The sequence below is a fragment of the Luteimonas sp. A534 genome, from assembly GCF_054072805.1.
Window position 1 is genome coordinate 1 of sequence record NZ_JBSVRR010000010.1, and the last position, 16,172, is coordinate 16,172.

Here is a 16,172-nt window from a genome sequence, read left to right on the forward strand (position 1 = left end):
TCCGCGAAGGTGGCCGTACGGTCGGCGCGGGCGTGGTTGCCAAGGTCATCAAGTAAGTCAGCGTATCCCGGCGGCCGTTGGCCGCCGCGATACGTGCTGCCGTTGATCCGGCCCTCGGGCCGGATAGCGCCAGCGGCCATCGGCTCACGCCGACGGCCTGTGGTAGACGCCGGGGCGAGTCGGGAGCGGCTCGCCGTTGGCGTCTAAGAGGTGCCAATTTTTTTGTACACGCCAGTAGCTCAATTGGCAGAGCAGCGGTCTCCAAAACCGCAGGTTGGGGGTTCGAGTCCCTCCTGGCGTGCCATGCCGCAACGAGGGCGATAGCGTCTTGAACAGCAGGGTTGAACACTCTAGGAACCAGGCTTCGGCGACCGATGTCGCCAAGTACGTGGCCGCATCCCTGCTGCTGCTCGGTGGGCTGGTCGCGTTCTACTGGTTCGAAGGCCAGTGGCCGACGCCGCTGCGCGTGCTGGCCGTGGTTGGCGGCGCCGCCGCCGCGCTGGTGGTCTTCCTGACCAGCGTCAAGGGCCACCAGATGCGCGAATTCCTCTCCGAGGCCCGCTTCGAGCTGCGCAAAGTGGTCTGGCCGACCCGCCAGGAAGCCATGCGCATGAGCTGGGTGGTGATGCTGGTCGTCGTGATCATCAGCCTGATGCTCGCCGGCTTCGACCTGGTGATCCAGTGGGTCATCCGCCTGCTGCTCGGCAACTGATGGAGATGACTGAGTCGATGGAAAGCGAGATCGTCAAGCGCTGGTACGTGGTCCATGCCTATTCCGGCTTCGAGAAGTCGGTGGCGCAGGCGCTGCGTGACCGCATCGTGCGCATGGACATGGAAGAAAGGTTCGGCGACGTGATGGTCCCGACCGAGGAAATCGTGGAGATGCGCTCGGGCCAGAAGCGCCGCTCCGAGCGCAAGTTCTTCCCCGGCTATGTCCTGGTCCAGATCGCCACCCAGGACGAGGGCGGCATCCCGCGCATCGACAGCGAGAGCTGGCACCTGGTCAAGGAAACCCCCAAGGTCATGGGCTTCATCGGCGGTACCGCCGCCCAGCCGCTGCCGATCCGCGACGAGGAGGCCGATGCCATCCTCGCCCGCGTCCAGGAAGGCGTTGAGAAGCCCCGTCCCAAGGTCCTGTTCGAGGCCGGCCAGATGGTCCGGGTCGTCGACGGCCCCTTCAACGACTTCAACGGCGTGGTCGAGGAAGTCAACTACGAGAAGAGCCGCCTGCGCGTGGCCGTGCTCATCTTCGGCCGCTCGACCCCGGTCGAGCTGGAGTTCGGGCAGGTCGAAAAGGCCTGAGTCCGCCTCTTGGCGGCAAGATCCGGAAGCTGCTATAGTGCGCGGCTTCCTGCCCTGAAATAGGGCAAAACGCATTGGCCGCCGCCCTGGCGGCCTTTGCGCGTCGCGACGCGATACCGGGACGCGTGATTCCCGGCCCGATGGGGAGCCTGACAGGCGTTCGCACCCGGAGAGGACAATGGCTAAGAAAGTCGTCGGTTACATCAAGCTTCAGGTCAAGGCGGGTCAGGCGAATCCTTCGCCGCCGGTCGGTCCTGCCCTGGGCCAGCGCGGCCTGAACATCATGGAGTTCTGCAAGGCGTTCAACGCCGCCACGCAGAAGCTCGAGCCCGGCCTGCCGACCCCGGTGATCATCACCGCGTATTCGGACCGCACCTTCACCTTCATCACCAAGTCGACCCCGGCTGCGGTGTTGTTGCGCAAGGCTGCCGGCGTGACCTCGGGTTCCAAGCGCCCGAACACCGAGAAGGTGGGCAAGGTCACCCGCGCCCAGCTCGAAGAAATCGCGAAGATGAAGGAGGCCGACCTGACGGCGGCCGACCTGGAAGCAGCAGTTCGCACCATCGAGGGCTCCGCCCGTTCGATGGGCCTGTCGGTGGAGGGCTGAAGACATGGCACAGACCAAGCGACAGAAGAGCATCAAGGCCGCGGTTGTCCCGGGCAAGGCCTATGCCATCGACGAGGCACTGAAGATCGTCAAGGAACACAGCAAGGCCAAGTTCGTCGAAGCCGTCGACGTGGCCGTGCGCCTGGGCGTGGACGCCCGCAAGTCGGACCAGCAGGTCCGTGGCTCGACCGTGCTGCCGCAGGGCACCGGCAAGTCCGTGCGCGTGGCGGTGTTTGCCCCGGCGGGCGCCAAGGCCGAAGAAGCCCTGGCCGCTGGCGCCGACGCCGTCGGCATGGACGACCTGGCCGAGAAGATGCAGGCCGGCGACCTCAGCTATGACGTCGTGATCGCCACCCCGGACGCCATGCGCGTGGTCGGCAAGCTCGGCACGCTGCTCGGCCCGCGTGGCCTGATGCCCAACCCGAAGGTCGGCACCGTGTCGGCGAACCCGGGCGAGGCGGTCAAGAACGCCAAGGGCGGCCAGGTCCGCTACCGCACCGACAAGGCCGGCATCATCCACTGCACCATCGGCAAGGCCGACTTCGAGTCGGACCGCCTGAAGGAAAACCTGCAGGCGCTGCTGATGGACCTGGTCAAGGCCAAGCCGGCCACGGCCAAGGGCCAGTACCTGCAGAAGGTTTCGGTCAGCTCGACCATGGGCCCCGGCGTTGCCGTGGACCAGTCGACGCTGGCGCTCAAGTAAGAAGGTTTTGAGGGCATCGCCAAGGGCACACGCCCGAGGCGGGGCCGTCAAAGACCGCAGGCGCGGCCTGCGTGGCAGCGACGACGGGCAGGGATGCTCGAACTGGCATGGATTCGCCGTCGTTGCCGCCGCAGGGCGCTTAATCCTCGAACCGCGAGAGCGGCGACGGGCCTGCGCAGATGGTTGCCGACCCTCCCAAAGATCAGGGCTTCATCGATCCAGACGGAAAACGGCCACCAACGGGATGCCGCTTGCGGCGTCCCCGGCACCAAGGGACTGGTGTCGACAAAGGACCGGCCAGGCGCGGATGCGCCAGGCCGGATTGCGAAGTACGGAGGAAGTGCAATGGCTCTCAATCTGAACCAGAAGAAGGAAGTCGTTGCCGAACTGGCCGAGGTCGCCGCCAAGGCGCACTCGCTGGTTGCCGCGGAGTACGTGGGCCTGACCGTCGAGCAGTTGACCAGCATGCGAAAGAAGGCGCGCGCCGAAGGCGTGTACCTGAAGGTCGCGAAGAACACGCTGGTCTCGCGTGCAGTCGAGGATACCGATTACGCCATCGTCAAGGATGAGCTGACCGGTCCCCTGCTGTATGCCTTCTCGAAGGAAGACCCCGGCGCCGCCGGACGCCTGATCAAGGAGTTCGCCAAGGCGAACGACAAGCTGAAGCCGCGCCTCGTGGCGATCGGCGGGCAGAAGTACCCGGGCTCCCATGTGGATGTCCTGGCTTCGCTCCCGACGCGTGACGAAGCGCTGTCGATGCTGCTCAGCGTCATGGTCCAGCCCGCCACCATGCTGGTGCGCGTGCTGGCCGAGCCGGCCTCGCAGGTCGCCCGCGTCACCAACGCGGTCGGCCAGCAGCAGGCGGCTTGAGGCAACAGTTCGGTCGACAACCGACCACAGACGTTTTCCAACATTAGATAACCAGAGGTATCGAGATGTCCCTTTCCAACGAGCAGATCATCGAAGCGATCAGCAGCAAGACCCTCATCGAGGTGATGGAGCTGGTCAAGGCGATGGAAGAGAAGTTCGGCGTGTCCGCCGCCGCCCCGGTCGCCATGGCCGCCGGTCCGGCTGCCGCCGCCGCGGTCGTCGAAGAGCAGACCGAGTTCAACGTGACCCTGAAGTCGCCTGGCGACAAGAAGGTCGAGGTCATCAAGGTGGTCCGCGCGATCACCGGCCTGGGCCTGAAGGAAGCCAAGGACCTGACCGAAGCCGGTGGCGTGGTCAAGGAAGGCGCGTCGAAGGACGAAGCCGAGAAGATCAAGAAGGATCTGGAAGCGGCCGGCGCCACGGTCGAAGTCAAGTAAGCGTTGTCGCGTCGCCTGCGTCACGAGGCGACCACGAGGCTGGGGGCGTAAGCCCCCGGCCTTCGGCCGTTGTAACGGCTGGTTAGAACCGACACCGAGTCGGCAGTTGGAAGTAGCGGGAGAAGGCGTGCTGGTGCCGGCAATACCAGCAACTTCCAACTGGCGGTTCATTGTTCCCCCTGGGTCGCGCCGCGCGCGGCCCGCAGATGCCAAAGGCGGTAGCTCCCCATGACGACGTCATATTCGTTCACCGAGAAGAAGCGCATCCGCAAGGACTTCGGCAAGCGCCGTTCGATCCTCGAGGTGCCGTTCCTGCTCGCCATCCAGGTCGACTCCTATCGCGAGTTCCTGCAGGCCGGCAAGGATCCCGCGCGCCGCGAAGACCGTGGCCTGCACGCCGCCCTCAAGTCCGTGTTCCCCATCACCAGCTACAACGGCTACGCAGCGCTGGAGTACGTCGGCTACAAGCTCGGCGACCCGGTGTTCGACGAGCGTGAGTGCCGCAACCGCGGCCTCAGCTACGGCGCCCCGCTGCGCGTGACCGTGCGCCTGGTGATCTACGACCGCGAGTCGTCGTCGAAGGCCATCAAGTACGTGAAGGAGCAGGAGGTCTACATGGGCGAGATTCCGCTCATGACCGACAACGGCACCTTCATCGTCAACGGCACCGAGCGCGTCATCGTCTCGCAGCTGCACCGTTCGCCGGGCGTGTTCTTCGACCACGATCGTGGCAAGACCCACAGCTCGGGCAAGCTGCTGTACAGCGCCCGCATCATCCCGTACCGCGGTTCCTGGCTGGACTTCGAGTTCGACCCGAAGGACGCGCTGTTCACCCGCATCGACCGCCGCCGCAAGCTGCCGGTCTCGGTGCTGCTGCGCGCGCTCGGTTACAACAACGAAGAAATGCTGCACGAGTTCTTCGAGATCAACCACTTCCACATCGATCCCGAGGAAGGCGTGCAGCTCGCGCTGGTGCCCGAGCGCCTGCGCGGCGAAACCCTGGACTTCGACCTGGCCGATGGCGATCGCGTGATCGTCGAAGCCGGCCGCCGCATCACCGCGCGCCACGTCAAGCAGCTGACCGATTCCGGCATCGAAGCGCTGGCCGTGCCCGACAGCTACCTGGTCGGCCGCGTGCTTTCGCACGACGTCATCGACGCCGCCACCGGCGAGCTGGTGGCCTCGGCCAACGACGAGATCACCGAGGAGATGCTCGAGGCCCTGCGCAAGGCGGGCATCGACGCCGTCGGCACGATCTGGACCAACGACCTCGATCGCGGCGCGTACCTGTCCAACACCCTGCGCATCGACGCGACCAAGACCCAGCTCGAGGCCCTGGTCGAGATCTACCGCATGATGCGTCCCGGCGAGCCGCCGACCAAGGACGCCGCGCAGAACCTGTTCCACAACCTGTTCTTCACCTTCGAGCGCTACGACCTCTCGGCCGTGGGCCGGATGAAGTTCAACCGTCGCATCGGCCGCAAGGAAACCACCGGCGCGCCCGTGCTGTACGACGCCAAGTACTTCGCCGAGCGCAAGGACGACGACTCCGCCCGCCTGCGCGAGGCCTGCGGCGACAGCTCCGACATCCTCGACGTGCTGAAGGTGCTGACCGAGATCCGCAACGGCCGCGGCGTGGTCGACGACATCGACCACCTCGGCAACCGCCGCGTGCGCTCGGTCGGCGAGATGGCCGAGAACGTGTTCCGCGTCGGCCTGGTGCGCGTCGAGCGCGCCGTGCGCGAGCGCCTGACCATGGCCGAGGCCGATGGCCTGACCCCGCAGGAGCTGATCAACGCCAAGCCGGTCGCGGCGGCGGTGAAGGAGTTCTTCGGTTCGTCGCAGCTGTCGCAGTTCATGGACCAGAACAACCCGCTGTCCGAGGTCACCCACAAGCGCCGCGTGTCGGCCCTTGGACCGGGCGGCCTGACCCGCGAGCGCGCCGGCTTCGAGGTGCGCGACGTGCACCCGACCCATTACGGCCGCGTCTGCACCATCGAGACCCCTGAAGGCCCGAACATCGGCCTGATCAACTCGCTGGCCGTGTTCGCGCGCACCAACAACTACGGCTTCCTCGAGACGCCGTACCGCAAGGTCGTGGACGGCAAGGTCACCGACGACGTCGAGTTCCTCTCGGCGATCGAGGAGAACGAGTACGTCATCGCGCAGGTGAACGCACCGCAGGACGAGAAGGGCAAGCTGGACGCGCCGTTCATCGCCTGCCGCTTCCAGGGCGAGAACCTGCTCAAGCCGCCGAGCGAGATCCACTACATGGACGTGTCGCCGATGCAGACCGTGTCGGTCGCGGCGGCGCTGGTCCCGTTCCTCGAGCACGACGATGCCAACCGCGCGCTGATGGGCGCCAACATGCAGCGCCAGGCCGTGCCGACGCTGCGCAGCGAGAAGCCGCTGGTCGGCACCGGCATCGAGCGCGCCGTGGCGCGCGACTCGGGCGTGACCGTGAACGCGCGCCGTGGCGGCGTGATCGAGCAGATCGATGCCGCGCGCATCGTGGTCAAGGTGAACGAGGACGAGATCTCCGGTGAAACCGATGCCGGCGTCGACATCTACAACCTGATCAAGTACACGCGTTCCAACCAGAACACCTGCATCAACCAGACCCCGCTGGTCAACGTGGGCGACGTGGTCGCGCGCGGCGACGTCCTGGCCGACGGTCCCTCGACCGACATCGGCGAGCTGGCCCTGGGCCAGAACATGCTGGTCGCGTTCATGCCGTGGAACGGCTACAACTTCGAGGACTCGATCCTCCTGTCCGAGCGCGTGGTCAAGGAAGACCGCTACACCACGATCCACATCGAGGAGCTCACCGCCGTCGCCCGCGACACGAAGCTGGGCCCGGAGGAGATCTCGGCCGACATCCCGAACGTCTCCGAGCAGGCGCTGAACCGCCTCGACGAGTCGGGCGTGGTGTACATCGGTGCCGAGGTGCGCGCAGGCGACATCCTGGTCGGCAAGGTCACGCCGAAGGGCGAAAGCCAGCTGACCCCGGAAGAGAAGCTGCTGCGCGCGATCTTCGGCGAGAAGGCGTCCGACGTTAAGGACAGCTCGCTGCGCGTGCCGCCGGGCATGGACGGCACCGTCATCGACGTGCAGGTCTTCACCCGCGACGGCATCGAGAAGGACAAGCGCGCCAAGCAGATCGAAGAAAGCGAGATCAAGGCCGTCAAGAAGGACTTCGACGACCAGTTCCGCATCCTCGAGGGCGCGATCTACGCCCGCCTGCGCGAGCAGCTGCTGGGCAAGACCGCCAACGGCGGCCCGGGCGTGAAGAAGGGCGACACCGTGTCGTCGCTGGTGCTCGACGGCCTGAAGAAGTCCGACTGGCTGCAGCTGCGCATGAAGGACGACGACGCCGCCGACGCGATCGAGCGTGCCGCCAAGCAGATCCAGGTGCACGAGGAAGAGTTCGAGCGCCGTTTCCAGGACAAGCGCGGCAAGATCACCCAGGGCGACGACCTCGCCCCGGGCGTGCTGAAGATGGTGAAGGTGTACCTGGCGGTGAAGCGCCGCATCCAGCCGGGCGACAAGATGGCCGGCCGCCACGGCAACAAGGGCGTCGTGTCCACCATCGTGCCGGTGCAGGACATGCCGCACATGGCCAACGGCGAGACCGTGGACATCGTGCTCAACCCGCTGGGCGTGCCGAGCCGAATGAACATCGGCCAGATCCTCGAGGTCCACCTGGGCTGGGCAGCGAAGGGCCTGGGCCAGAAGATCGACCGCATGCTGCAGGCGCAGGCCAAGGTGGCCGAACTGCGCAAGTTCCTCGACCAGATCTACAACCACGACAACAAGCTGCATGGGCAGCGCGTGGACCTCAAGCAGTTCTCCGACGAGGAGCTGCTGACGCTGGCGAAGAACCTGACCGGCGGCGTGCCGATGGCCACCCCGGTGTTCGACGGCGCGGCGGAGTCCGAGATCAAGCACATGCTCGAGCTCGCCGACCTGCCGACCAGCGGCCAGGCGCAGCTGTACGACGGCCGCACCGGCGAGGCCTTCGAGCGCAAGGTGACCGTGGGCTACATGCACATGCTGAAGCTCAACCACCTGGTCGACGACAAGATGCACGCGCGTTCGACCGGCCCGTACTCGCTCGTCACCCAGCAGCCGCTGGGCGGCAAGGCGCAGTTCGGCGGCCAGCGCTTCGGCGAGATGGAGGTCTGGGCCCTCGAGGCCTACGGCGCGGCGTACACGCTGCAGGAAATGCTGACCGTCAAATCCGACGACGTGCAGGGCCGCAACCAGATGTACAAGAACATCGTCGACGGCGAACACGAGATGGTCGCGGGCATGCCCGAGTCCTTCAACGTGCTGGTCAAGGAAATCCGCTCGCTCGCGATCAACATGGAGCTGGAAGAGAACTGAGGACGAACCGGGGGCAGGGCGCGCGTGACGCGCCCCGCCACCCGCGAACACCGCAGCCCGTCCTCGATTCCCGATCCCGGAGAAACACATGAAAGACCTTCTGAACCTGTTCAACCAGCAGCGCCCGACGCTCGACTTCGACGCGATCAAGATCGCGCTGGCTTCGCCCGACCTGATCCGTTCGTGGTCGTTCGGCGAAGTGAAGAAGCCCGAGACGATCAACTACCGCACCTTCAAGCCCGAGCGCGACGGCCTGTTCTGCGCCGCCATCTTCGGGCCGGTCAAGGACTACGAGTGCCTGTGCGGCAAGTACAAGCGCATGAAGCACCGCGGCGTGGTGTGCGAGAAGTGCGGCACGGAAGTGACGCTGGCCAAGGTGCGCCGCGAGCGCATGGGCCACATCGACCTCGCCAGCCCCACCGCGCACATCTGGTTCCTCAAGTCGCTGCCGTCGCGCATCGGCCTGATGCTGGACATGACCCTGCGTGACATCGAGCGCATCCTGTACTTCGAGGCGTTCGTCGTCACCGAGCCGGGCCTGACTCCGATGGAGCGCGGCCAGCTGCTCAACGAAGAGCAGTTCATGACGATGCGCCAGGAGCACGGCGACGACTTCGACGCCGCGATGGGCGCCGAGGCCGTGTTCGACCTGCTGCGCACGATCGACCTCCAGGCCGAGATGGTGCGGCTGAAGGAAGACATCGCCGCCACCGGTTCCGAGACCAAGCTCAAGCGCCTCACCAAGCGCATCAAGCTGGTCGAGGCCTTCCTCGAATCGGGCAACCGCCCCGAGTGGATGGTCATGACCGTGCTGCCGGTGCTGCCGCCGGACCTGCGCCCGCTGGTCCCGCTGGACGGTGGCCGCTTTGCGACCTCCGACCTGAACGACCTGTACCGCCGCGTCATCAACCGCAACAACCGCCTGCGTCGCCTGCTCGAACTCAATGCGCCCGACATCATCGTGCGCAACGAGAAGCGCATGCTGCAGGAGTCGGTCGACGCCCTGATGGACAACGGCCGTCGTGGCCGCGCCATCACCGGCACCAACAAGCGCCCGCTCAAGTCGCTGGCCGACATGATCAAGGGCAAGCAGGGCCGCTTCCGCCAGAACCTGCTCGGCAAGCGCGTCGACTACTCGGGCCGTTCGGTCATCGTGGTCGGCCCGACGCTGCGCCTGCACGAGTGCGGCCTGCCGAAGAAGATGGCGCTGGAGCTGTTCAAGCCCTTCATCTTCGCCAAGCTGCAGCGCCGTGGCCTGGCCACGACGATCAAGGCCGCCAAGAAGCTCGTCGAGCGCGAAGAGGCCGAGGTGTGGGACATCCTCGAAGAGGTGATCCGCGAGCACCCGGTGCTGCTGAACCGCGCGCCGACCCTGCACCGCCTGGGCATCCAGGCGTTCGAGCCGGTACTGATCGAGGGCAAGGCCATCCAGCTGCACCCGCTGGTCTGCACCGCGTTCAACGCCGACTTCGACGGTGACCAGATGGCCGTCCACGTGCCGCTCTCGCTGGAAGCCCAGCTGGAAGCGCGCGCGCTGATGATGTCGTCCAACAACATCCTGTCGCCCGCCAACGGCGAGCCGATCATCGTGCCGTCGCAGGACGTGGTGCTCGGGCTGTACTACATGACCCGTGCGCTCGAGAACACGGTGGGCGAGGGCATGGCGTTCGCCAACGTCTCCGAGGTCAAGCGCGCCTACGACGCCAAGGTCGCCGGCCTGCACGCCAAGGTGAAGGTGCGCATCACCGAGACGGTGATCGACGAGGAAGGCAACCGCGAGCAGAAGACCTCGATCGTGGACACCACGGTCGGGCGCGCCCTGCTGGCCGAGATCCTCCCGGCGGGCCTGCCGTTCGCGCTGGCCAACGTCGAGCTGACGAAGAAGAACATCAGCCGCCTGATCAACTCCTGCTACCGCATGCTCGGCCTGAAGGACACGGTCGTGTTCGCCGACAAGCTGATGTACACCGGCTTCGCGTACGCCACGCGCGCCGGCGTGTCGATCGGCATCGACGACATGATCATCCCGGACGAGAAGAAGGGGATCCTCGCCGAGGCCGAGGCCGAGGTGCTGGAGATCCAGCAGCAGTACCAGTCCGGCCTGGTCACCGCCGGCGAGCGCTACAACAAGGTCGTGGACATCTGGTCGCGCACCAACGAGCGCGTCGCCCAGGCGATGATGAAGACCATCGGCACCGAGATCGTCACCAACGCCAAGGGTGAGCAGGTCGAGCAGAAGTCGATGAACTCGGTCTACATCATGGCCGACTCCGGCGCGCGTGGTTCGCAGGCGCAGATCCGCCAGCTGGCCGGCATGCGCGGCCTGATGGCCAAGCCCGACGGCTCGATCATCGAGACCCCGATCACCTCGAACTTCCGCGAGGGCCTGAACGTCCAGCAGTACTTCATCTCGACCCACGGTGCCCGAAAGGGCCTCGCGGATACCGCGCTGAAGACCGCGAACTCCGGTTACCTGACCCGTCGCCTGGTCGACGTGGCGCAGGACGTGGTGATCACCGAGACCGATTGCGGTACCCGCGAAGGCCTGACCATGACCCCGATCGTGGAAGGCGGCGACGTGGTCGAGCCGCTGAAGGACCGCGTGCTCGGCCGCATGGTGGCCGAGGACGTGTTCATGCCCGGCGACGACGAGGATCCGGTCGTGACCCGCAACACCCTGCTCGACGAAGCCTGGGTGCAGAAGCTCGAGGAGATCGGCGTGCAGGCCATCCAGGTCCGCTCGACGATCACCTGCGAATCGTCCTTCGGCGTCTGTGCGAACTGCTATGGCCGCGACCTCGGCCGTGGCCACCTGGTCAACCTCGGCGAAGCCGTGGGCGTGGTGGCCGCACAGTCGATCGGCGAGCCCGGCACCCAGCTGACCATGCGTACGTTCCACATCGGTGGTGCGGCGTCGCGTGCGGCGGCGATCGACAACGTGACGGTCAAGACCACCGGCTCGGTGAAGTTCAACAACGTCAAGTCCGTGTCGCATGGCAACGGCCACCTGGTCGGCGTGTCGCGGTCGGGCGAGATTTCGGTGCTCGACCAGCACGGCCGTGAGCGCGAGCGCTACAAGCTGCCCTACGGCGCGACCATCAACGCGAAGGACGGCATGGCGGTCAAGGCCGGCCAGACCATCGCGACGTGGGACCCGCATAACCACCCGATCGTGTCGGAAGTGAAGGGCGTCATGCGCTTCGCGGACTTCATCGACGGCGTGACCGTGATCGAGAAGACCGACGACCTGACCGGCCTGGCCTCGCGCGAGATCACCGATCCCAAGCGCCGTGGTTCGCAGGCCAAGGACCTGCGTCCGCTGATCCGCATCGTCGATGCCAAGACCGGCGAGGGCCTCAACATCCCGGGCACCGACCTGCCGGCGCAGTACATGCTGCCGCCGCGCTCCATCGTCAACATGCAGGACGGTGATGCGGTGGGCGTGGGCGACGTGGTGGCCAAGATCCCGCAGGAAGCCTCGAAGACCCGCGACATCACCGGCGGCCTGCCGCGCGTGGCCGACCTGTTCGAAGCCCGCAAGCCCAAGGACCCGGCGATCCTCGCCGAGAAGTCGGGCGTGGTCAGCTTCGGCAAGGACACCAAGGGCAAGCAGCGCCTGATCATCAAGGGCGTGGACGGCGACGACCACGAAGAGCTGATCCCGAAGTACCGCCAGATCATCGTGTTCGAAGGCGAGCACGTCGAGAAGGGCGAGACCGTGGTGGACGGCGAGCCGAGCCCGCAGGACATCCTGCGCCTGAAGGGCGTCGAGGAGCTGGCGTCGTACCTGACCAAGGAAATCCAGGACGTCTACCGCCTGCAGGGCGTGAAGATCAACGACAAGCACATCGAAGTGATCGTCCGCCAGATGCTGCGCAAGGTCGAGGTCACCGACGCCGGCGACAGCACCCGTTTCCTCAACGGTGAGCAGGCCGAGCGCCAGCGCGTCATCGAGGCCAACGAGAAGCACAACGCCAAGGGCGAGCTGCCGGTGCATTTCGATCCGGTCCTGCTGGGCATCACCAAGGCGTCGCTGGCGACCGAGTCGTTCATCTCCGCGGCTTCCTTCCAGGAGACCACCCGCGTGCTGACCGAGGCTGCCGTGCGCGGCACCCGCGACGGCCTGCGCGGCCTGAAGGAAAACGTGATCGTCGGCCGCCTGATTCCTGCCGGTACCGGCATGGCGTATCATGCGCAACGCCGGAAGAACGCCTCGGGGCTGACCGAGTCCGAGATGGAGGCACTGTCCGCGGTCAGCGTGGCAGAGTCCGCCGTCGAAGAGACGGCCGCGGTCGAGGGGGGCGATGCTCCCCTGGCCCAGGGCACCGAAGACTGATCCAAAGTTAGTGACGGCCCCACGGGGCCGTCCCAGATTCCGAAATGAGGTGCCATGGAGGCGCCTCGTATTCGGCCCAGGAAGGGCGGGAAAGAAGACTGCGACCCAGGTCGCGTCCCGGATGCCGGGGCGTCGCCTGTCCGGTCATCGCATGCGTTGACGCTGGCCGTCGGCGCAGGCTATACTTTTCCGTCTCGGCAGGCCGGGTTCATTCCGCCTGCCTTCGTTTTCATACACACCGCGGCCCCGCGCCCCGAAGCAGAAGACCCGACACCGATGGCAACGATCAACCAGCTTGTGCGCAAGCCGCGCAGCCCGGAAACCTACCAGAGCAATTCGCCCGCGCTGCAGAACTGCCCGCAGCGTCGCGGCGTCTGCACCCGCGTGTACACCACGACCCCGAAGAAGCCGAACTCGGCCCTTCGCAAGGTCGCCAAGGTGCGCCTGACCAATGGCTACGAGGTCATCTCCTACATCGGTGGCGAAGGCCACAACCTGCAGGAGCACTCGGTGGTGCTGATCCGCGGCGGTCGCGTCAAGGACCTCCCGGGTGTGCGTTACCACACCGTCCGTGGCTCGCTCGACGCCGCCGGCGTCGCCAAGCGCAGGCAGGCCCGCTCCAAGTACGGCGCCAAGCGTCCGAAGGGCTGATCCGCTCCTTCCTGGATTGTCCCGCCCTTCGAACCAGATACTGAAAAGGCACAAGAACAATGTCGCGTAAAGGAAACACCCCGCAGCGCTCGGTGCTGCCCGACCCGAAGCATGGCAGCGAGACGATCGCCCGCTTCATCAACATGGTCATGTACAGCGGCAAGAAGTCCGTCGCCGAGAAGATCGTCTACGGTGCCATGGACGTCATCGGCGAAAAGAACCCGAACCCGCTGGAAGTCGTCGAGAAGGCGCTGGGCAACATCTCGCCGTCGGTCGAGGTGAAGTCGCGTCGCGTCGGTGGCGCCACCTACCAGGTGCCGGTCGAAGTGCGCCAGTCGCGCCGCATGGCGCTGGCGATGCGCTGGCTGATCGACGCCGCCCGCAAGCGCGGCGAGAACAGCATGCCGCGCAAGCTCGCCGGCGAGCTGATCGATGCATCCGAGAGCCGCGGTGGCGCGATCAAGAAGCGCGAAGAAACGCACCGCATGGCCGAGGCCAACAAGGCCTTCGCGCACTACCGCTGGTAACGGCGCCCGGCCGCGCGCAGCGCGCCGGCCCGATCGTCGCGTAGCCGGGTGCCGCCGCAGGGCGGCATTCGGCCATCCGGAACCAATTCCGCACGTCCGCGTCTGTGGACAACATCTATAGAGAGATCGCCGTGGCCCGCACCACTCCCATCGACCGCTATCGCAACTTCGGCATCATGGCCCACATCGATGCCGGCAAGACCACCACGTCCGAGCGCATCCTGTTTTACACGGGCGTCAGCCACAAGCTGGGCGAAGTGCACGACGGCGCCGCGACCATGGACTGGATGGAGCAGGAGCAGGAACGTGGCATCACGATCCAGTCGGCGGCCACCACCGCGTTCTGGTCGGGCATGGACAAGTCGCTGCCGCAGCACCGCTTCAACATCATCGACACCCCCGGGCACGTCGACTTCACCATCGAGGTGGAGCGCTCCCTGCGCGTGCTCGACGGCGCGGTGTTCGTGCTGTGCGCCGTGGGTGGCGTGCAGCCGCAGTCCGAGACCGTGTGGCGCCAGGCCAACAAGTACAAGGTGCCGCGCCTTGCCTTCGTCAACAAGATGGACCGCACCGGTGCCAACTTCGACAAGGTCGTGGGCCAGCTGAAGTCGCGCCTGGGTGCGAACCCGGTGCCGATGCAGGTGCCGATCGGTGCCGAAGACGGCTTCGAGGGCGTCATCGACCTGCTGAAGATGAAGGCGATCCGCTGGGATACCGCCTCGCAGGGCATGGTGTTCGAGTACCGCGAGATCCCCGCCGAGCTGGCCGACAAGGCCGCCGAGGCACGCGCCTTCATGATCGAGGCCGCGGCCGAGGCCACTGAAGAGCTGATGGACAAGTACCTCGAGGGCGGAGAGCTCAGCGAGGAAGAGATCATCGCCGGCCTGCGCGAGCGCACCGTCAAGGTGGAGATCGTGCCGGTGTTCTGCGGCACCGCGTTCAAGAACAAGGGCGTGCAGGCCATGCTCGACGGCGTGATCCAGCTGCTGCCGTCGCCGCTCGACCGTCCCGCCGTGCAGGGCATCAACGAGCGCGAAGAGACCGAGACCCGTGCGGCTGACGACAAGGCGCCGTTCTCCGCGCTGGCGTTCAAGATCATCACCGATCCGTTCGTGGGCTCGCTGACCTTCTTCCGCGTCTACTCGGGCGTGCTCAATGCCGGCGACCAGGTCTACAACCCGATCAAGTCGCGCAAGGAGCGCATCGGCCGCCTGCTGCAGATGCATTCCAACGATCGCGCCGAGATCAAGGAAGTCCGCGCCGGCGACATCGCCGCGGCCGTGGGCCTGAAGGACGTGACCACTGGCGACACGCTGTGCGCGCAGGACGCGATCATCACGCTCGAGCGCATGATCTTCCCGGAGCCGGTCATCTCGATGGCCGTTGAGCCGAAGACCAAGTCGGACCAGGAAAAGATGGGCATCGCGCTCGGTCGCCTGGCGCAGGAAGATCCTTCGTTCCGCGTGCGGACCGACGAGGAATCCGGCCAGACCATCATCGCCGGCATGGGCGAGCTGCACCTGGACATCCTCGTTGACCGCATGAAGCGCGAGTTCAACGTCGAGGCCAACGTCGGCAAGCCGCAGGTCGCCTACCGCGAGACCATCCGCAAGACGGTCAAGTGCGAAGGCAAGTTCGTTCGCCAGTCGGGCGGCAAGGGCCAGTTCGGCCACGTGTGGCTCGAGATCTCGCCGCAGGAGCCGGGCACCGGCTACGAGTTCGAGAACGCGATCGTGGGCGGCGTGGTGCCCAAGGAATACATCCCGGCCGTCGACAAGGGCATCCAGGAAGCGGTGGCCAACGGCATCCTCGCCGGCTACCCGATCGTGGACGTCAAGGTGAAGCTGTACGACGGTTCGTACCACGAGGTCGACTCGTCGGAAATGGCGTTCAAGATCGCCGGCTCGATGGGCTTCAAGGAAGGCTTTGGCAAGGCCAGCCCGGTGCTGCTCGAGCCGATCATGAAGGTCGAGATCGTCAGCCCCGAGGATTACCTGGGCGACGTGATGGGCGACGTGAGCCGTCGTCGCGGCATCCTCCAGGGCCAGGACGACAGTCCGTCGGGCAAGATCATCAACGCGATGATCCCGCTGGGCGAGATGTTCGGCTACGCCACCAGCCTGCGCTCGATGTCGCAGGGTCGCGCCACCTTCACGATGGAGTTCGACCACTACGCGGAAGCGCCGTCGAACATCGCCGACGAAGTGGTCAAGAAGAAGTAAGCGGCGCCAGAGACGGCGACCAAGTCAACCAACTTTCGAAGAGACAGCAATCATGGCCAAGGGTAAGTTCGAGCGCACCAAGCCCCACGTGAACGTGGGCACGATCGGTCACGTGGACCACGGCAAGACGA

Annotated in this window: 11 protein-coding genes and 1 tRNA gene; all 12 read left to right on the forward strand. The window is 65.9% G+C overall.

Annotated features, from left to right (window positions below; all coding sequences use genetic code 11):
* Positions 1 to 228: 228 nt before the first annotated feature.
* The 12 genes from ACW5F0_RS14400 (at position 229) to fusA (ending at position 16,041) form a co-directional block, all read left to right on the forward strand.
* A tRNA-Trp gene (locus ACW5F0_RS14400) sits at positions 229 to 304 on the forward strand.
* Between the two features lie 24 nt (positions 305 to 328).
* Positions 329 to 712, forward strand: a complete 384-nt coding sequence (gene secE, locus ACW5F0_RS14405; protein WP_456966250.1) for a preprotein translocase subunit SecE — start codon at positions 329 to 331, stop codon at positions 710 to 712.
* Positions 713 to 729: 17 nt separating this feature from the next.
* Positions 730 to 1,302, forward strand: a complete 573-nt coding sequence (gene nusG / locus ACW5F0_RS14410) for a transcription termination/antitermination protein NusG (protein ID WP_456966251.1) — start codon at positions 730 to 732, stop codon at positions 1,300 to 1,302.
* A gap of 178 nt (positions 1,303 to 1,480) precedes the next feature.
* On the forward strand, positions 1,481 to 1,909 hold the full coding sequence (gene rplK / locus ACW5F0_RS14415) for a 50S ribosomal protein L11 (RefSeq protein ID WP_457000005.1): 429 nt from the start codon (positions 1,481 to 1,483) through the stop codon (positions 1,907 to 1,909).
* 4 nt (positions 1,910 to 1,913) lie between these two features.
* A complete protein-coding gene (rplA, locus tag ACW5F0_RS14420; RefSeq protein ID WP_456966249.1) occupies positions 1,914 to 2,612 on the forward strand; it encodes a 50S ribosomal protein L1 in 699 nt (232 codons plus the stop codon).
* Between the two features lie 345 nt (positions 2,613 to 2,957).
* Positions 2,958 to 3,482 carry a 50S ribosomal protein L10 gene (rplJ, locus tag ACW5F0_RS14425; RefSeq protein ID WP_456966248.1) on the forward strand — a complete coding sequence of 175 codons (525 nt, stop codon included), beginning with the start codon at positions 2,958 to 2,960 and terminating at the stop codon, positions 3,480 to 3,482.
* A gap of 65 nt (positions 3,483 to 3,547) precedes the next feature.
* Positions 3,548 to 3,919 (forward strand): 50S ribosomal protein L7/L12, encoded by a 372-nt coding sequence (gene rplL, locus ACW5F0_RS14430; RefSeq protein WP_456966247.1) that lies wholly within the window; start codon positions 3,548 to 3,550, stop codon positions 3,917 to 3,919.
* 228 nt (positions 3,920 to 4,147) lie between these two features.
* Entirely contained in the window at positions 4,148 to 8,305 is a 4,158-nt protein-coding gene (rpoB, locus tag ACW5F0_RS14435; RefSeq protein ID WP_456966246.1) for a DNA-directed RNA polymerase subunit beta, read from the forward strand.
* 88 nt (positions 8,306 to 8,393) lie between these two features.
* Positions 8,394 to 12,641, forward strand: coding sequence for a DNA-directed RNA polymerase subunit beta' (rpoC, locus tag ACW5F0_RS14440; RefSeq protein ID WP_456966245.1), 4,248 nt, complete (start codon positions 8,394 to 8,396; stop codon positions 12,639 to 12,641).
* Positions 12,642 to 12,917: 276 nt separating this feature from the next.
* Positions 12,918 to 13,292 (forward strand): 30S ribosomal protein S12, encoded by a 375-nt coding sequence (rpsL, locus tag ACW5F0_RS14445; RefSeq protein WP_132985276.1) that lies wholly within the window; start codon positions 12,918 to 12,920, stop codon positions 13,290 to 13,292.
* A gap of 59 nt (positions 13,293 to 13,351) precedes the next feature.
* Positions 13,352 to 13,819: a 30S ribosomal protein S7 gene (gene rpsG, locus ACW5F0_RS14450; protein WP_456966244.1), complete on the forward strand. Its 468-nt coding sequence runs from the start codon at positions 13,352 to 13,354 to the stop codon at positions 13,817 to 13,819.
* A 131-nt stretch (positions 13,820 to 13,950) separates the two neighbouring features.
* Positions 13,951 to 16,041, forward strand: a complete 2,091-nt coding sequence (fusA, locus tag ACW5F0_RS14455) for an elongation factor G (RefSeq protein WP_456966243.1) — start codon at positions 13,951 to 13,953, stop codon at positions 16,039 to 16,041.
* Positions 16,042 to 16,172 lie beyond the last annotated feature (131 nt).